The organism is Rhabdochromatium marinum (assembly GCF_016583795.1).
Taxonomy (GTDB): domain Bacteria; phylum Pseudomonadota; class Gammaproteobacteria; order Chromatiales; family Chromatiaceae; genus Rhabdochromatium; species Rhabdochromatium marinum.
This window is the reverse complement of record NZ_NRRS01000005.1, coordinates 33,597-51,001: the sequence shown is the minus strand read 5'-3', so window position 1 is coordinate 51,001 and position 17,405 is coordinate 33,597. Positions and strand designations below refer to the sequence as shown.

The following is a 17,405-nucleotide window of genomic DNA, read 5'->3' as shown; positions in this document are numbered from 1 at the left end:
CGGTCTACTTACCATTGATCTTTCATGGGAGGAAATTCCATGTCCCAGTCGCCAAGCACTGTTTCCAGTGGGGCTGCGTCCAGCAGGTCCAAGCGCAGCAACTCCATGCTGTCTGGCATGATCCCGATGTTGCTCCTCTTTGGTGTCGTTGTCTTGCTCTATAGTCTCACCAGCGGAGGGCTCGCCGGGGCTTCCCGTTACTGGGAGCTGTTCATCCCCGTCCTTGCACTCTTTTCTCTGGGATCCGGGTGGGGGCAGATGTACCTGAATGACGAATCTCGTCTGTGGTATCTGATCCGCCAGGGCATTCACTGGGGTGCACTGATCGGTCTGGTCTATCTTCTGAACACTCAGGGGATTCGCGAGCTGATGAGTGATCAGCAGTACACTATTCTTCTGGTGTATCTGATTGCTTTTGCTGCGGTGCTCGCGGCCATTCAGATGGACATCCGGATGCTGTTTTTGTCTGCCTTCCTGGTCTACTGCGCCTTCCTGATTGCCGTTCCCGAGAATAACCCTGCACTGATCCAGCTGGGCGAGACCTTCGGCGTGGCCGATGCGCAATCCAAGCCCTTTATGATGACCCTTGCGGTCGCTGCCGCCGGCTTTTTTGCCAGCACCTTTTTCATGATTTCGATGCGCGGCGCCATCATTGCGAAGCGCGTTGGCAGCCAGGGCTAGCTGATCAGCCCAAATAACTGCGTCGCGACTGCTCGCGCGGCGCGGTTATTTTTGGGGCTGTCTGTCAGGGCGACGCTGGTTTGCACCTTTGTGGCTCGCGCGTCGATTCCGGAAAAATTCCCTCAACAGTTCTCCGCAAGCCGTGGCAAGGATCGGGCCGCGACATTGGGTGTGGTGATTGAAACGCCCATCTGCGGGAAGCAGGTCAAACACGCTGCCACAGGCACCGGCTTTGGGATCCAGGGTGCCGAAAATCACAGTCTCGACCCGGGCGTGAATCATGGCCCCAGCGCACATGACGCAGGGTTCCAGGGTGACATAGAGTCTGGACGCAGGCAGTCGATAATTGCCGAGTCGCTGCCCGGCATCGCGCAGCGCCAAAATCTCGGCATGGGCGCTGGGATCATGTGTGGCCAGCGGACGATTCCAGCCCGCTCCGATTAAAACCCCATCCCGCACCAGCACAGCACCAACGGGCACCTCACCTTCGCAAGCGGCCCGCTTGGCTAAGGCAAGCGCCTGCTGCATCCAGTGCTGGTCGTTGCATTCCACGTACTATTCCCACTCAATGGTCCCCGGCGGTTTTCCGGTGACATCGTAGACGACGCGCGAAACGCCGGCGATTTCATTGACGATGCGCTGGCTGACATGAGCCAGGAAGGCATAAGGCAGATCAGCCCAGCGGGCGGTCATGAAATCCAGCGTTTCAACGGCACGCAAGGCGATGACATGGGCGTACTGGCGGTTGTCACCCACCACGCCCACCGAGCGCACCGGCAGGAAGACGGCGAAGGCTTGGGAGACCTGGTCGTAGAGATGTTCACGGCGCAGTTCTTCGATGAAAATGGCATCGGCTAGGCGCAGTACATCAGCGGCTTCCTTGTACACCTCACCCAGGATGCGCACGCCCAGTCCGGGGCCAGGGAAAGGGTGGCGCTGGATCATATCCGCCGGCAGACCGAGTTCCAGGCCGAGTTTGCGTACCTCATCCTTGAACAAGTCCCGCAGCGGTTCGACCAGCTTGAGTTGCATGCGCTCGGGCAGGCCGCCGACATTGTGGTGGGATTTAATCACCTTGGCCTTGCCGGTGCGAGCGCCGGCCGATTCGATGACATCGGGGTAAATGGTGCCCTGGGCCAGCCAATGTACATCGCTCAAGCGTGCGGCTTCTTCCTCAAAGACTTCAATGAAGGTATTGCCGATGATTTTGCGCTTGTGTTCTGGATCGCTGATGCCGGCGAGACGGGTAAGGAAGCGTTCTTCGGCCTCGACGCGGATGACACGCACACCCATGTGCCGCGCAAAGGTGGCCATGACCTGATCAGCCTCACCGGCGCGCAACAGGCCGTTATCGACAAAGACGCACACCAAACGCTCGCCGATGGCGCGATGTAGCAGGGCCGCGACCACGGAGGAATCCACGCCGCCAGACAGGCCGAGCAGCACCTGATCCTCGCCAACCTGGGCGCGAATTTTGGCAATGGCCTCCTCGGCGATGTTGGCCGGTGTCCACTGTTTGCTACAATCACAGATTTCATGCACAAAGCGTTCGAGGATGCGTTTGCCCTGGCGGGTATGGGTCACTTCGGGGTGAAATTGCAGCCCGTAGAAGCCGCGCGCTTCATCGGCGATCCCGGCCAGCGGGGCATTGTCAGTCTCGGCAATGACCTGAAAACCCTCGGGCAGACGCTCGACCCGGTCCGCATGGCTCATCCAGACATCCAGCAGGCCGAAGCCCTCCAAGGAGTCGTGATCCTCAATGGCACGCAACAGCTGCGAGTGTCCGCGTGCGCGCACCTGTGCATAGCCGTATTCGCGCTGTTCGGCCGCCGCGACCTGACCGCCAAGCTGGGCGGCCATGGCCTGCATACCGTAGCAGATGCCAAGCACCGGAACGCCAAGCTCGAACAGTTGTGCGGGGGCCTGGGGTGCCGTGCCCTGATGCACGGATTCCGGGCCGCCGGACAGAATGATGCCGCGCGGGGCGAATTCGCGCAGCACGGCGACGTCGAGGTCATAGGGGTGGAGTTCGCAATAAACGCCCGCTTCGCGCACGCGGCGGGCGATGAGTTGGCTGTACTGAGAGCCGAAATCGAGAATCAGAATCCGGTCAGCATGCAAAGCTTGAGTCACGATTAGTTATCAATCCGGTAGTTGGGAGCTTCTTTGGTGATTTGCACATCATGGACGTGGGATTCGCGCATGCCGGCCGCGCTGACCCGCACGAACTGCGGCCGGGTGCGCATCTCATCAATGGTGCGGCAGCCGGTGTAGCCCATGCTGGAAGCCAGGCCGCCGATTAACTGCGCGATCACGTTAATCAGGCTGCCTTTGTAAGGCACCCGGCCCTCAATGCCTTCCGGTACCAGCTTTTCCTTCGCGACGTTTTCCTGAAAATAGCGGTCACTGGAACCTTCCTGGCTGCCCATGGCGCCGAGCGAGCCCATGCCGCGATAGGATTTGTACGAGCGGCCCTGATAGATTTCAACCTCGCCCGGTGCCTCGTCGGTCCCGGCGAACAAGCTGCCGATCATCACACTGTGCGCACCAGCCGCAATGACCTTGGCGACATCGCCTGAGTAGCGCAGGCCGCCATCAGCGATGACCGGAATACCAGAGCCTTCCAGCGCCTGGGTGACATTGCTGACGGCGGTGATCTGCGGCACGCCCACGCCGGCGACAATGCGCGTAGTGCAGATAGAGCCCGGGCCGATGCCGACCTTGACCGCATCAGCGCCGGCTTTGGCCAGCGCCAGGGCGGCATCGGCGGTGGCGATATTGCCCCCGATGACCTGGACTTCGGGAAAATGCTGTTTGGTCCAGGCAATGCGGTCGAGGACGCCCTGGGAATGGCCATGGGCGGTATCCACCACCAGCACATCGACGCCGGCCTCGACCAGCGCGGTGACCCGTTCCTCGGTCCCGCGCCCAACCCCGACCGCCGCGCCGACGCGCAGACGCTCGTGGTGATCGCGCGAGGCTTTGGGAAAGTCCTTGGCTTTCTGGATATCCTTCACAGTAATCAGGCCGCGCAGCTCGAAATCCTCGTTGACCACCAGGACTTTTTCGATGCGGTGCTTGTGCAGCAGGCTCAGGACTTCCTCGCGCGGCGCGCCTTCCAGCACGGTGACCAGGCGCTCGCGTTCGGTCATAATCGCAGCCACCGGAGCCTCCATGCGGTGCTCAAAGCGCAGGTCGCGGCTGGTGACGATACCGACCAGCTTGCCGTCCTCGGTCACCGGTACGCCGCTGATATTGCGCGCGCGCGTGAGTTGCAGGACGCTCCCGACGCTGGTATGCGGCGGAACGGTGATGGGATCGCGGATAATGCCGCTTTCGTATTTTTTGACGCCCAGCACCTCGCGCGCCTGTCGCTCAATGCGCATATTTTTATGCACAATGCCAATGCCGCCCTCAAGCGCCATTGCGATGGCGAGGCGGCTTTCGGTCACGGTGTCCATGGCCGACGACAGCAGGGGGATTTTTAGCGCGATGTCGCGCGTGAGTTGGGTGCCAAGATCGACTTCGCTGGGTACCACGGTGGAATGTGCGGGCACCAGCAGCACATCGTCGAAGGTCAGGGCCTCTTCGATCAGACGCATCAGAACGGACTCCAGGGTCGAAAAAATTCAGCTAAGGTGCATCATACCTGTCGGCATTACGCACGGCGATACCAAGATTCTGACATTTGCTCAGGTCAGCACGGCCGCTGGTGAAAACAGGGTATCCTAGCGCCTGAGACGCAAAGAAACATTGATATTGATCGCAGTGGAACTCGGCGCAATTCAAATGCCTTGCCCGGGATGGACAGCGGAACATCATGAACAACCAGCCATTATGTTTTCACCGGCGCCTGTTGCGCGGGCGCCTGTTGTTGGGTAGCCGGCTTTTCCTGCTGGTCTTGCTGATGTCAGCGCTGCTGTTGAGTGCCTGCGGGCATGCTCCCCAGAGGCCGGCTCAGCTTGAGCCACAGCCTGAACCACCGACCGTTGCTCCATCAGCGGCTTTGGATTCAGCATCGGGTTCGGCGCCGGATGCAGTCTCGGGTGCGAACGCCTATTGGCCCTATGGCCAGAGCGGTGACACCCTGGCGGCTTTTCCGCCGCTGTCCGCTGCCGAGCGCCTGAGTCTGACCAATGAGCAGCACCCCGGAGACCTCTATACCTATGTGCTCTATGGGGCCGGCGATGGTCGAAACCCTCAACACACGCGCCCCTGGCGCCATACTGAATTTGAACTACTGCGGCTGATCGATACCTATGTCATTGATACGGATGGCACGGCGGGTGCCGGGCAACGATCAGCCCGGCATGAGTTTCTTGTGCCCGTCTACGCCGGACTCGCTTCCCTGCCGCTGGCCGAACGCAGTGCCCCGGTGCTAGCCGATGCGGCGCGCCAAGCACTGGCTGCCCGGCTGGAAGCACAGAGCCAGGGGGCTTTGGCGAGCCGGCTGCGTGAAGCGCCCGGGCCCTTTCTGGTCTCGCGCACCAGCTTTGATCTGCTGCCAAGCCAGGAGGACCCTGCGCTCCTGCTGGCGGATCTGAGCGCCATAGGGCCGGAATATCTGTATCCGGTGGTGGATGCCTATGATCGTCCGGTGTCGGCTGTGGCGACAGGGACGGATGCCGCGCTCTTTGAGCTGCGCCAGCGTTTGTGGCATTTGGACTCGCCGGCCGGCAGTTCGAGTGGCAATCAATGGGTATTTTTGCTGGAGCCAGCTGCCGCGCAGCCGGCGGTGGAAGTGCGTGCCACGCACGGCAGTTGACCGACCTTTATTCACAGGGGGTACGAGATGTTCGGCTACCGCTTGGGCAGTCTGTTGCGGTTTTTAATTGGCATTCTGGCCTTGCAGGCGGTCACCGTGCTGGTGACCTATACCGCGTTGCAAACCGACCTGGCCATGACCTGGCCCTTGTTTGTGGCGTTGGGGGCGAGTTCCGGGGTGCTGGTGACCCTGTGGTTTGAGTCCATTGCCGGCCAAGTCAGCGACAAGGCGCTGTCGCGCGCTCAGCAACGCCACTCACGCGAGCGCGAGAAAATCCGCCTGGAGGCCGAGCGTCAGCGGGCCAAGCTGACCGTCAAGCATACCAAGACCAAGGGCCAGGCTGGTGTGAAGCTCAGGACCGGACTGGCGGTAGGCGGCATGGCTGGCGTTGGGGTGGCGATGATGCTGGCGCAATTTCTTACCTTGGGTCTGCTGACCGTCTCGACCGCTGGTGGTGCGGCGCTGGGGTATGGCATCCGGATGCGCCAGGAACGACGCCTGCGTGCGCGGCTTGAAGACCCTGAAACCGGATTGAGGCTGGTCGATGCGCAGCAGGAGGCCTTGCTAGCGCTGGAGCAAGCCTCCGGCCAGGGGAAGCACACCTTGACGCGCCGGTAGAGACTGATCTGACCTGAAGCTGACCTGAAGCTGACCGAACTCTGACTCTGACAAGGCCCTGATCGACTTGTCAGTGATCTGCTTGTTAAAGCCCGTGCGCTGGCAGCCGTTAACAGGCCTTATTGGATGATTTGCCGATTGCGCAATGTGGTCCTCGGCATCCCCCTTGATGACCGATCGGATGACCGCTTTCGTATGATCACCGGCCTTAAGCTGCGGAGTCGATAGCTATGTTCTCTTCTGATCCCAATTCCATCGCATTCAGTCCCCTGAGTAACATGCAGATTAACCCTCCGCGTGTTCAGGATTCCAGTCTTGACAGTACGCAGAGGCGTGATGAGGCTTACAAGGCGCGGGCCGGTGGTCCGGCAGGTGCCGCTTTGGGGGCCTTGCAGGAAAGTCTGATGAGCCGCCTGGTGGAGCGCATTCCCGGCGTCGATCTTGCTGATCTGCAACAACGCAAAGCGGAAGACTTTTCACCGGAAGCCATTGCTGATCGCATCGGTCAGTTTGTCAGCAAGGGACTTGAGAACGCACGCGCCAATGGTCGCAGCGATGCGGAAGTCCAATCGCTTTACAACAGCGCCGTGCAGGGGATGGAGCAGGGCCTGGCGGATGCCAGGGAGACTCTGGAGAGTCTGAGCCTGCTGCAGGGCACGATCGCCGATCAGGTGGACGAAACAGCCAAACGCACCCGTGATGTACTGGCTGAACTCGATCCCAGCCGGGGGCGCGATCAGGTCAATGTTACTGGCCGTGGCAGTGTGGCGATGTCAGCGATGGAGCAGTATAAAAGCGCCTCGTCTTTCGAATTGCAGCTTCGCACTCAGGACGGTGACGAGGTAACCGTGCGTTTTGGTCAGAGCAGCGAATTTGCAACTAGTTCATCGGCCTATGTGGACTCGGATGGTAATGCTGCCGCCAGCTATTCGATGAGTCGCACCGAGCAGAGTGGCTATTCCTTCAGCATTGAGGGCGATCTGAGTAAGGAGGAAACCACCGCCATTCGTGATCTGGTGCGGGATGTGAGTCAGCTGGCCAATGATTTCTTTGACGGTGATGTGCAAAAGGCCCTCGATCAGGCGGGCGATATGAGTTTCGATGGTTCGCAGTTGGCGTCTTTTGAGCTGAATATGAGCCAGTCGCAGCAATATACGGCGGCTCAGGCTTACAAGGAGACCCAGCAGATTGAGGCTCCGCCTGAAGAGCAGCGCCCAGGGATGCGTCTTGGTCAGTTAATTAACTCGATGCGTGATCTCTTCAATCGCTCCACGCTGGGGTTCCTGGAAAACCCCGCAGACACCAGTGCTGGATTCATGCGCGGCCTGTTTGAGCAGGATACCCGCATGAAAGAGGCCAGTCCCGACAATCGCGAGCGGTTGCAAGCCAAGCTTGAGGACCTGCTGAGCAGTGTGAACCAGCCGCAAAACAAGGTGGCCGATTCAGCCAACCAAGCTAATCCTCCCAATCAGACGGAGTAAGTCCTGATCACTGGGGAAGCCCCAACCGCCCCTGAGCCCTATAGGCTCAGGGGCGGTTTTCTGTTGGGCCAGAAGTTAGGCTAGATGTTGGTCTAAAGGCTGACCGGCTCCGGCTTAATCTGCCAGATGCGCTCGGCATATTCCTGAATGGCGCGGTCAGAGGAGAATTTGCCGATGCGTGCGACATTCAGAATCGACATCCGTTGCCAGTTGTGCGCGTTCTGATAAACCTTGGCGACCTGTTGCTGACACTTGAGATAGGCACGGAAGTCCGCCAGCACCATGAAGGGATCATGGTGCATCAGGTTCTCGACCAGCGGTTTGAACAGCTCGGTATCACCGTGTGAAAACAGCCCTGAGGCGATCAGGTCGATCAGGGATTTGATCGGCTCATCCGTGCTGTAGATTGCATAGGGGTCATAGCCGGCAGCCTGGCGCTGCTGCACCTCGGCGGCGGTCATGCCGAACAGGAAGAAATTCTCCGCCCCCACTTCCTCGCGAATCTCGACATTGGCTCCATCCAGGGTGCCAATGGTCAGGGCACCGTTCATGGAGAACTTCATGTTGCCGGTGCCCGAGGCCTCCTTGCCGGCCAGGGAAATTTGCTCGGAAAGATCCGCCGCCGGGTACAGACGCTGGGCGCGCTTGACGTTAAAGTCCGGCATGAAAATGACACGCAGGGCACCATTGACTGCCGGGTCATGGTTGATGACCTCACCCACGGCATTGATCAGCTTAATGATGAGCTTGGCCATGTAATAGCCGGGCGCAGCTTTGCCGCCAAAAATAAAGGTGCGCGGCACAATGCTGTCGCAGCCGTGGGTTTTGATCTGCTCATAGAGCGCTAGAATGTGCAGCAGATTCAGGTGCTGGCGCTTGTACTCATGGATGCGCTTGGCCTGGATGTCGAACAGGCTGTTGGGATCGGGGGTGATGCCGGTTTCCTGCCCCAGCCAGTTGGACAGATCGGTCTTGGCGGCTGTTTTGACCGCCTGCCAGCGCTCCTGCAGGTTGCTGTCATCGGCATGGGGTTCCAGCGCGCTCAGATGGTCGAGTTGGCGCACCCATTGGTTATCGCCGCAGATTTCGGTGATGAGTGTGGCTAGGCGCGGATTGCTCAACACCATGAAACGGCGCGGGGTGACGCCGTTGGTGACATTATGAAAGCGTTCGGGCACCATGGCATGGAAGTCCTGCATCACCGTGCTTTTCAGCAGTTCGCTGTGCAATTCCGCCACGCCATTAATGGCGCAACTGCCCACGGCAGCCAGGTGCGCCATGCGCACGCGCCGGCCGTTGTTCTCATCAATCAGCGACAGGCGTCGCACCCGTTCGTCATCCTCAAAGAACTTAACCCGCACTTGGTCAAGAAAATTGGCGTTGATCTGGTAAATGATGTCCAGATGGCGCGGCAGCAGGCGCTCAAACAAATCAATCGGCCAGGTTTCCAGTGCTTCGGGCAGTAGGGTGTGGTTGGTGAAATGACAGGCCTGCTGGGTGATCTCCCAGGCTTGTTCCCACGGCATCAAGTGCTCATCGACCAGCAGGCGCATCAGCTCGGCCACCGCCAATGAGGGGTGAGTGTCGTTGAGCTGAATGGCGAATTTCTGGTGAAACTGCTCCAGTGTGCCGGTATTGCTCAACTCCAGGCGAATCATGTCGCGCAGCGAACAGGAAACGAAAAAGAACTGCTGCTTCAGGCGCAGCTCCTTGCCGACTTCCGGGTCATCATTGGGGTAGAGCACCTTGGAGATGGTTTCGGCCTCAATCTTGGCATGCACGGCGCCATAGTAGTTGCCGGTATTGAAGGCCTGGAAGTCAAAGGATTCGGGGGCCTCAGATTTCCACAGTCGCAGCAGATTGACGTTATTGACCCCATAGCCGGGAATGGGGGTGTCATAGGCCACGCCATTGACGACCAGCGCGGGCATCCAGCGAGTACGGCTGATGCCGGCGGAGTCGGTGTACTGCTCAGTATGGCCACCAAAGCCGATCGGAAAGCAGATTTTCGGGCGGTGAATTTCCCAGGGATTGCCATTGCGCAGCCAGGTGTCGCCCTTTTCGACCTGCCAGCCGTCGATGATCTGCTGATCGAAAATGCCGAACTCATAGCGAATGCCATAGCCAATGGCCGGGATTTGCAAGGTGGCCATGGAGTCCATGTAGCAGGCCGCCAGTCGCCCCAAGCCGCCATTGCCCAGGCCGGGTTCTTCTTCGGTTTCGAGAATGGCGGTGAGATCAAGATCCAGCTCTTGGGCGGCTTCCTGAGCCGCTTCGGTGATGCCGAGCTTGACCATATTCAGCCCCAGTTGCGGGCCTATCAGAAACTCGGCGGACAGATAGGCGACGGTGCGCGAATTCCGTTCCTTGTAGGTGCGGGCGGATTTGATCCAGCGTTCCAGCATGCGGTCGCGCACCGTATAGGCGGCGGCCAGAAACAGATCATAGGGGGTGGCGACCTCGCGAAAACGACCCTGGACATAAAACAGGTTGTCGCCGAAAGCCTGCACCAGGGTATCTTTTGACAGGCCGGTGCGGGTGGGTTCACGCGCGTCGGCTGCGGATCGGGCGGTCTTGTTTGTGCTCATGTGATGCAACCTATCAGGTTATCAAGAGCGCCCAGTGGGCGCTCGGTCAAATCAGCCGATCCGCGACGCCAGGCGCCGCACGGCGGCTGTTTTAGAACGGCCAGGTCCAGTTGTCGATTTCGGGCAGATCAATGCCGTATTTGTAGGCATGGTTGCGGCACTCGATCTGCTGATCGCGCAGGCGTTCGCGCACATGCGCACCCTTGACCTGCAACTCCGGCAGCCGGTTGATGGCATCAATGGCCAGGGTGAAGCGGTCGATCTCATTGTTGATCGCCAGCTCCAACGGGGTGTTGATGTTGCCCTTTTCCTTGTAGCCGCGCACATGGAAGTTGTGGTGGTTGGTGCGCGCATAAGTCAGGCGATGGATTAGCCAGGGATAGCCATGGAAGTTGAAAATCACATGGCGATCCTTGGTGAAGAGGCCATCGAAATCCCGATCCGACAGCCCATGCGGGTGCTCGCGCTCCGGCAGCAGGCGCAGCAGATCGACCACATTGATGAAGCGGATTTTCAGCTCCGGGAAGTGCTCACGCAGCAGGGCGGTGGCGGCCAGGGCCTCCTTGGTGGGAATGTCACCGCAGCCGACCATCACCAGATCCGGCTCCGCGCCCTCGTCGTTGCTCGCCCAGTCCCAGATGCCCAGCCCTTTGGTGCAGTGGCGTACAGCGGCGTCCATGTCAAGAAATTGCAGATGCTGCTGCTTGTCCGAGACGATAACGTTGACATAGTCGCGGCTTTTCAGGCAGTGATTGGCGGTGGACAGCAGAGTATTCACATCCGGGGGCAGATAGATGCGAATGACATCTGGATCCTTGTTGACCACTACATTGAGAAAGCCGGGATCCTGATGGGTAAAGCCATTGTGATCTTGACGCCACACGGTGGAGGTGATCAGCAGATTGAGTGAGGAAATGGGCGCACGCCAGGGAATATCCTGAGTGATGGACAGCCACTTGGCATGCTGATTGAACATGGAGTCGATCACATGTACAAAGGCTTCATAAGTCGAGAAAAAGCCGTGGCGACCGGTGAGCAGATAGCCTTCCAGCCAGCCCTCCAGGGTGTGCTCGGAAAGCATCTCCATCACCCGGCCATCCGGGGCCAGTTCGCCGCCGTCGTCATCCTCGGGCAGATAGTCCTCCAGCCACAGCTTTTTGCTGACCTCATAGATGGCTTGCAGCTTGTTGGAGGTATTCTCATCTGGACCGAAGACGCGGAAATTGGTCATGTTCTCGGCCATGATGTCGCGCAGGAAGACTCCGAGCGGATAGGTATTGCCGGCGCGCTGCACCCCGGGCTTGGGCACCTCTAACGCATAATCATGAAAGTCCGGCATGCGCAGGCTGCGGCGCAGCAAGCCACCGTTGGCGTGCGGATTGGCGCTCATGCGCAGGGTGCCACTCGGGGCCAGGGCTTTGAGCTCGGGGATCAGCTTGCCGTCCTCGTCAAACAGCTTCTCTGGCTTGTAACTGCGCAGCCAGGCTTCCAGTTGCGCCAGATGCTCGGGATTGCCGTGCAATCCGGACAGAGGGACCTGATGGGCGCGCCAGAAGCCTTCCACCTTGTGCCCATCGACTTCCTTCGGCCCAGTCCAGCCCTTGGGTGAGCGCAGCACAATCATCGGCCAGATGGCGCGCTTAGCCTGACCCCCGTTGCGCGCCTGCTGCTGAATGGAGCGAATCTTGGCATGGCAGTCATCCAGAGTCGCTGCCATGGCCTGATGCATGGTCATGGGATCATCGCCCTCGACGAAATGCGGCTCCCAGCCATAGCCGCGCATCAGACTGGCCAGTTCCTCGTGGGGAATGCGCGACAGCAGTGTCGGGTTGTTGATCTTGTAGCCGTTCAGATGCAGCACTGGCAGCACGGCACCGTCGCGGATGGGATTCAAAAACTTGCTCGAATGCCAGGAGGTCGCCAGGGGGCCGGTCTCGGACTCGCCATCGCCCACCACCACGGTGACCAGCAGCTCCGGATTATCGAAAGCGGCGCCAAAGGCATGAGAGATGGAATAACCCAGCTCGCCGCCCTCGTGAATCGATCCCGGGGTTTCGGGGGTGCAGTGCGAGCCGATACCACCGGGGAAGGAGAACTGCTTGAAAAACGAGCGCAGCCCTTCCTCGTCCTCGCTCTTGTTGGGATAGATTTCCGAGTAAGTGCCTTCCAGATAGACCGGCGCCAGCACCCCAGGGGCGCCATGACCGGGGCCGGCGAGGAAGATCGCCGACTGCTGCTGTTCGTTGATGATGCGATTCAGGTGCACATAGACGAACGCCAGGCCAGGGCTGGCGCCCCAGTGACCGAGCAGGCGCTGCTTGATGTGTTCCTCGGCGAGCGGTTTGCGCAGCAGAGGATTGTCGCGCAGGTAGATCATGCCGGCGGCCAGATAGCAGCAGGCGCGCCAGTAGGCATCCAGGCTGTGCAGTGACTCGTCGGACAGGGGAGCCTGGAGCGCAGAGGTTCCCGGTGCGGCAGTCATGGGGGGGCGGGTGGTTGGTGGCGATTGCGTCATGATGGTCTCCTGCGTAGCGTGAAGCCAAAGCTGAGGTATAAAGATTACACTTCTTTAGTGAAAATTCGGTGAAGTTCGGGCTGTTTCAACCGGCACCCGGGACAGGGACCAGTGCGCGATGGCCATGGGCCAGAAATCCTCCAAGCGATCAAGGTCGGCGGGTAAGGGCACCTGGCCGAGAAAATGCCAGGCGCGTTTGAGGCTGCTCAGCGGGGTGGTGGCGTCGAGTGGCTGGTCGGTGGCGGATTTCGACAGTTTGCGTCCCTGCTGATCCAGCACCAGAGGCAGGTGAGCATAGGTGAGGCCGGGGAGTTGCAGTCGCTGCTGCAACAGCCGCTGGCGCAGGGTGCACAGCAGCAGGTCGGCGCCACGGACAATCTGTGTGATGCCCTGGGCGGCATCATCGACGACCACCGCCAGTTGATAAGCAGGGATGCCATCGGCGCGATGGATGACGAAATCGCCCAGTTCAGCGTTGACATCAAGCGCAATCCGTCCCTGAATGCGGTCAGTGATCGCGATAATCTCATCAGGCAGCGTGCGCAGGCGCAGGGTGCGCGCCTGGGTGCCAGGCTTGAGTCCGGCGCGGCAGGTACCGGGATAGATCGGCCCTTCCCGCCCGCTGCGGGCAGTGGCGGTCAGGGTTTTGCGTGAGCAGCCGCAGGGGTAGATATGGCCGCTGCGGCGTAGTTCGGCCAGGGCGTCTGCATAGCGTTCCAGGTGCCGGTGCTGGTAGTCCACCGTGCCGTCCCAGTGCAGTCCCAGGGCCTCGAGTGTGCGCAGAATGCTGTCCGCCGCGCCAGGCCGTTCGCGCTTGCGGTCCAGGTCTTCCATGCGTAGCAGCCATTCACCACCGGCCGCGCGGGCATCAAGGCAGCTGCCGAGGGCGGCCACCAGGGAGCCGAAATGCAGAGGGCCGGTTGGAGATGGAGCAAAGCGTCCGCGATAGACGGGCGCGCTTGGCACAGGGGCACTCAGCCGCGTTGTTTTTCGCGAATTTCGTCGAGCGTTTTGCAGTCAATGCACAGGGTGGCTGTCGGGCGGGCCTCCAGGCGGCGCACGCCGATTTCGACGCCACAGGCTTCGCAGTAGCCGTAGTCATGCTCATCAAGCCGCTCCAGCGCTTCATCAATTTTTTTGATCAACTTGCGTTCGCGGTCGCGGGTGCGCAGTTCCAGGCTGAATTCCGACTCCTGGGTGGCGCGATCATTAGGATCCGGAAAATTGGTCGCCTCGTCCTGCATGTGGTGAACGGTGCGATCCACTTCTTCCATCAGGCTGTGCTTCCAGGCGAGCAGGATGTCGCGAAAATGCGTTTCCTGTTCCGGGTTCATGTACTCTTCATCAGTCGCAGCCTGATAGGGTTTAAACCCAAATGCTTTGGCCGCTTCGTTTTGTGCATCAGCCATTGTGCTTCTCCTTGGAAACAATGGGTCATTCAAGCCCGTGCTCACGCGCCGTTATGCAGTCAAGTTGTGCAGTCCGGTCGCGACGGGAAACGCGCCTTTCTACCAGATGTTGTCAGTCTCGGCAATCATTGCGCCATGCCGCCCCCAAGTGCTGCCTCCAGTGCCGCCCAGGTGTGCCTCCGTGCTAAGGTGGTTCCTGCTGAAGCATCCGGCGGCATCCGTGCGCGGATGGATCAGACATAGGCTATCAATTGTCGTGGAAAAATTCTGGGGAGTAATCTGGTGGGCCAACTGCAAGCACTGATTTTCGATGTGGACGGCACCCTGGCTGATACTGAACGTGATGGCCATCGGGTGGCTTTCAATGCCGCCTTTGCCGAGGCGGGCCTGAACTGGCAGTGGTCTGAGGCACTCTATGGCGAGTTGCTGCAAGTCACTGGTGGCAAGGAGCGGATCGCCCGCTATTGTGAGCGCTATTGCCCGGACTTTGTGGCGCCGCATGGCCAGGCGCTGCAAGACTTTATCGCCGGTCTGCATCAGGCCAAGACGCGCCACTATGTCGCGCTGCTGGGGCAGGGCGGTGTGCCGCTGCGCAGCGGGGTGTTGCGACTGTTGCGCGAGGCGCGTGCCGCTGGCGTGCGCCTGGCGATCGCGACCACGACGACGCCTGAAAACGTCACGGCGCTGCTGAATCATGTAGGCGAGCCGGGGCTGCGGGATTGGTTTGAGGTGATCGCCGCTGGTGATGTGGTGCCGCGCAAAAAGCCGGCACCGGATATTTTCACGCTGGCCTTGGAGCAGCTTGGGCTAACGGCGGCGGACTGTGTGGTGATTGAGGATTCCGACAATGGTGCGGCGGCGGCCCTGGCGGCGGGTCTGGATACTCTGATTGTGACCCTAAGCCATTATACCCGGGAGCAGGATTTCAGCCGTGCGGCGTTGGTGGTCGATCAACTGGGCGAGCGCGACGCGCCAGGGCAGGTGCTGGGCGGAACCGCTGTGGCGGCGCTAGAGGTACAGGCGGAGACTGAGATCTGCGTTGACCTGGAACTCATTAAGCGCCTGCATCAGGCGGTCTGGAGTGGCTGCGCCTGAGTCTTGGCCAACCTTGATGTCTTGGTGAATCTTGGGTTGCGGTGAGTGCGCGAAACCCCGTCCAGCCGGTGCGGCTTGGACGGGGGATTGGCAGCGAAGTGCGGTTTAGCTGAGTTCGTCAGCGCCGACCTGCTGCATCAGGCCAAAGCTTTTCACGAACGGCCCGGCCATGCGCGGGTCTTTGATCATGGCACTGTAGTCACCGGTCTTGAACTTCAGCTTGCCGGTGGCATAGGCGGTTCCCAGGCCCATCATGCCGATGCCTTTTTCGACCCATTTTAGCCAGTCTTTCATGTCAGCGCGCATGTCCCAGTCCGGCGTTTCGCCAGTCCAGTCACCCGCGCTGGTGCAGATGCCGTTTTCGACCTTAAAAAATCCGCGCGGGTTGTCTTCATCCTTGAAACCGCAGGTAATGACGGAGCTGAAGTTGATTTCGGCCAGTTTCTGGCTGACTTCCGGCTCGGCATTCCAGGCGTCCTTGAGCTGATTCATCCAGTCGGCGGAAAAGAGTTGGGCCATGTGATGATGCCTCCTTCAGTTTGAGTGTATCGCGGTTGGTTGGATGTTGTCGCAGCCTGAGCGGCTGCGATCTCTAGTAAAGGCGCTGATTCTAACAGGAAGCGATCACGAACCAAGTCTTGCTAGTAGAATCGCAGCTCGATCCCAGCCTGGCGCAGGCGTTCAGACTCTTCTTCGAGCTCAAGTCGTGTCAGTGGGTGAGTCGCCAGCCAGTCATTGGGAAAACAGAGTGAAAGTTCTCCATCCTTAACGCTTAGCATGGGATTGGGCTTGGTTGTCGCTGAGCGTCCACGATGAATCAGCACCGCCAGGCGCAGCAGTACGCAGAGCCGGCGCGCGCAGTCCTGCCGGTTCTCTGGCAGATTGGCAAAGGATTCCTCGGGCATCTTGCGCCGGTGCGCCAGCACCAGGATGGCCAGCACGGTTTGCTCCTGACGGGTAAAGCCGGACAGATCGGCGTTGCGCAGCAGATAGGCGCCGTGCTTTTGGTATTGGCTGTGGGAGACGGCGAGTCCGATTTCATGCAGCTGCGCGGCCCAGCCCAGCATGCTGAGATATTCCGGGCGCTCCAGCTGCCAGTCGCAGCGGATTTGTTGGTACAGCCGTAACGCGGTCTGTTTGACCCGTTGGGCCTGCTCCAGATCGACATCGAAGCGCCGACATAAGGTCACTACCGTGCGTTCGCGTACATCCTCCTGCTGGGTGCGGCCAATCAGTTCGTAGATGACACCCTCGCGCAGGGCTTGATTTGACACGCGCATCTGGTCGATGGCCAAATTCTGAAAGAGCGCGCGCAGAACCGCCACGCCGCCGGTAAAAACAGGACGGCGCCGGTCGCTTAACCCTTTGAAGCGCAGATCGTCGATTTTGCCGCAATCGATCAGCGCCTCGCGCAATCGAGTCAGCCCTTCAGCACAGACGCCCTCGGAGCACCAGCCCTCGCCGGTAAGCACCGAAGCGATGGCCTTGATGGTGCCGGAACTGCCCGTTGCGGTTTCCCAGCCGGACTGGCGAAACAACTCGCGCACCGGACGGATTTGCATGGCGGCAGCCAATTCCGCGCGATCCATGGCCTTGAGGCTAATACGGCCGTCGGCGAAAAAGCGCCGCGACATGCTCACGCAGCCCATGTGCAAACTTTCGCGCAGCTGTGTGTTAAAACCGTGTCCAACAATGAGCTCCGTGCTACCGCCGCCGATGTCGATGACCAGGCGCTTTTCATCGCCAATGGCCAAGCCATGCGCGACCCCCAGGTAGACCAGACGTGCCTCTTCGCGCCCGGCAATGACCTCAATCGGCTGACCGAGTGCCGCTTCGGCACGCGGCAGAAAATCCGAAGTTTCCCGCAACTGACGCAGCGTATTGGTGCCCACCACCCGTACATTGGCCGGCGGCAAAGCGCGCAAGCGTTGACCGATGCGCTCCAGGCAGGCCAGCGCCCGCTCCGCCACCTCGGGCTCCAGGGTCTTGAGTGGCGTCAGCCCCTCGCCCAGGCGCACCATCTCCTTATAGCGATCCATCACCTTCAGGGTGCCACCATCGCTGCGTGCGATCAGTAGATGAAAGGAGTTTGAGCCCAAATCCAGTGCGGCAAAGGTCGCACCGCTGTCTTCAGCGCTCGGGGAGGGCGCGGGTGTGGTATCCGTATCGGTAGCCTTGGGTTCCATGACACTGAAAGGTTTAAGTTATTCATGATCTAGGGCCGCTGGGAGTTGCGTTCAGGCGGCCAGGGAT

The 17,405-nt window shown here is 60.0% G+C and carries 14 protein-coding genes; 5 read left to right on the top strand and 9 right to left on the bottom strand.

Going from position 1 to position 17,405, the window contains the following annotated elements; translation table 11 throughout:
- Positions 1-126 precede the first annotated feature (126 nt).
- Positions 127-681, top strand: a complete 555-nt coding sequence (locus tag CKO36_RS02855) for a hypothetical protein (RefSeq protein ID WP_242469348.1) — start codon at positions 127-129, stop codon at positions 679-681.
- 45 nt (positions 682-726) lie between these two features.
- Here the strand turns inward: CKO36_RS02855 and tadA are convergent, their stop codons facing one another.
- The 3 genes from tadA to guaB are packed head-to-tail and all read right to left on the bottom strand — an operon-like array spanning position 727 to position 4,283.
- Positions 727-1,233, bottom strand: coding sequence for a tRNA adenosine(34) deaminase TadA (gene tadA, locus CKO36_RS02850; RefSeq protein ID WP_338053409.1), 507 nt, complete (start codon positions 1,231-1,233; stop codon positions 727-729).
- 3 nt (positions 1,234-1,236) lie between these two features.
- Entirely contained in the window at positions 1,237-2,814 is a 1,578-nt protein-coding gene (guaA, locus tag CKO36_RS02845) for a glutamine-hydrolyzing GMP synthase (protein ID WP_200280279.1), read from the bottom strand.
- A gap of 2 nt (positions 2,815-2,816) precedes the next feature.
- Entirely contained in the window at positions 2,817-4,283 is a 1,467-nt protein-coding gene (gene guaB, locus CKO36_RS02840; RefSeq protein WP_200280276.1) for an IMP dehydrogenase, read from the bottom strand.
- 218 nt (positions 4,284-4,501) lie between these two features.
- Between guaB and CKO36_RS02835 the strand changes: the two genes are divergently transcribed.
- The 3 genes from CKO36_RS02835 to CKO36_RS02825 all read left to right on the top strand — a co-directional run bounded on the left by CKO36_RS02835 (position 4,502) and on the right by CKO36_RS02825 (position 7,545).
- Entirely contained in the window at positions 4,502-5,446 is a 945-nt protein-coding gene (locus CKO36_RS02835; protein ID WP_200280273.1) for a hypothetical protein, read from the top strand.
- A gap of 27 nt (positions 5,447-5,473) precedes the next feature.
- The gene (locus CKO36_RS02830; RefSeq protein WP_200280270.1) at positions 5,474-6,064 is read left to right on the top strand and encodes a hypothetical protein; all 591 of its coding nucleotides are present in this window, start codon (positions 5,474-5,476) and stop codon (positions 6,062-6,064) included.
- A 230-nt stretch (positions 6,065-6,294) separates the two neighbouring features.
- Positions 6,295-7,545: a DUF5610 domain-containing protein gene (locus CKO36_RS02825; RefSeq protein ID WP_200280267.1), complete on the top strand. Its 1,251-nt coding sequence runs from the start codon at positions 6,295-6,297 to the stop codon at positions 7,543-7,545.
- 92 nt (positions 7,546-7,637) lie between these two features.
- Here the strand turns inward: CKO36_RS02825 and CKO36_RS02820 are convergent, their stop codons facing one another.
- The 4 genes from CKO36_RS02820 to dksA form a co-directional block, all read right to left on the bottom strand.
- Complete coding sequence (locus CKO36_RS02820) at positions 7,638-10,133, bottom strand: glycogen/starch/alpha-glucan phosphorylase (RefSeq protein WP_200280264.1); 2,496 nt, start codon at positions 10,131-10,133, stop codon at positions 7,638-7,640.
- Positions 10,134-10,224: 91 nt separating this feature from the next.
- Positions 10,225-12,615, bottom strand: a complete 2,391-nt coding sequence (locus tag CKO36_RS02815) for a phosphoketolase family protein (protein ID WP_200280390.1) — start codon at positions 12,613-12,615, stop codon at positions 10,225-10,227.
- A gap of 87 nt (positions 12,616-12,702) precedes the next feature.
- Positions 12,703-13,614, bottom strand: a complete 912-nt coding sequence (gluQRS, locus tag CKO36_RS02810) for a tRNA glutamyl-Q(34) synthetase GluQRS (RefSeq protein ID WP_338053408.1) — start codon at positions 13,612-13,614, stop codon at positions 12,703-12,705.
- Positions 13,615-13,622: 8 nt separating this feature from the next.
- Complete coding sequence (gene dksA / locus CKO36_RS02805; RefSeq protein WP_200280261.1) at positions 13,623-14,057, bottom strand: RNA polymerase-binding protein DksA; 435 nt, start codon at positions 14,055-14,057, stop codon at positions 13,623-13,625.
- A gap of 282 nt (positions 14,058-14,339) precedes the next feature.
- Here dksA and CKO36_RS02800 point away from each other — a divergent pair, with 282 nt between their 5' ends.
- Positions 14,340-15,152: an HAD-IA family hydrolase gene (locus CKO36_RS02800; RefSeq protein ID WP_200280258.1), complete on the top strand. Its 813-nt coding sequence runs from the start codon at positions 14,340-14,342 to the stop codon at positions 15,150-15,152.
- 105 nt (positions 15,153-15,257) lie between these two features.
- Here the strand turns inward: CKO36_RS02800 and CKO36_RS02795 are convergent, their stop codons facing one another.
- On the bottom strand, positions 15,258-15,671 hold the full coding sequence (locus tag CKO36_RS02795; protein ID WP_200280253.1) for an SCP2 sterol-binding domain-containing protein: 414 nt from the start codon (positions 15,669-15,671) through the stop codon (positions 15,258-15,260).
- 122 nt (positions 15,672-15,793) lie between these two features.
- On the bottom strand, positions 15,794-17,338 hold the full coding sequence (locus tag CKO36_RS02790) for a Ppx/GppA phosphatase family protein (RefSeq protein WP_200280250.1): 1,545 nt from the start codon (positions 17,336-17,338) through the stop codon (positions 15,794-15,796).
- Positions 17,339-17,405: the final 67 nt, after the last annotated feature.

Excerpts from the sequence above, each read along its gene's own strand:
- CKO36_RS02855 (WP_242469348.1), top strand. The coding sequence starts at position 127 with ATGTTGCTCCTCTTTGGTGTCGTTGTCTTGCTCTATAGTCTCACCAGC.
- guaB (WP_200280276.1), bottom strand. The coding sequence starts at position 4,283 with ATGCGTCTGATCGAAGAGGCCCTGACCTTCGACGATGTGCTGCTGGTG.
- CKO36_RS02835 (WP_200280273.1), top strand. The coding sequence starts at position 4,502 with ATGAACAACCAGCCATTATGTTTTCACCGGCGCCTGTTGCGCGGGCGC.
- CKO36_RS02830 (WP_200280270.1), top strand. The coding sequence starts at position 5,474 with ATGTTCGGCTACCGCTTGGGCAGTCTGTTGCGGTTTTTAATTGGCATT.
- CKO36_RS02825 (WP_200280267.1), top strand. The coding sequence starts at position 6,295 with ATGTTCTCTTCTGATCCCAATTCCATCGCATTCAGTCCCCTGAGTAAC.
- CKO36_RS02820 (WP_200280264.1), bottom strand. The coding sequence starts at position 10,133 with ATGAGCACAAACAAGACCGCCCGATCCGCAGCCGACGCGCGTGAACCC.
- CKO36_RS02815 (WP_200280390.1), bottom strand. The coding sequence starts at position 12,615 with ATGACTGCCGCACCGGGAACCTCTGCGCTCCAGGCTCCCCTGTCCGAC.
- dksA (WP_200280261.1), bottom strand. The coding sequence starts at position 14,057 with ATGGCTGATGCACAAAACGAAGCGGCCAAAGCATTTGGGTTTAAACCC.
- CKO36_RS02795 (WP_200280253.1), bottom strand. The coding sequence starts at position 15,671 with ATGGCCCAACTCTTTTCCGCCGACTGGATGAATCAGCTCAAGGACGCC.
- CKO36_RS02790 (WP_200280250.1), bottom strand. The coding sequence starts at position 17,338 with ATGGAACCCAAGGCTACCGATACGGATACCACACCCGCGCCCTCCCCG.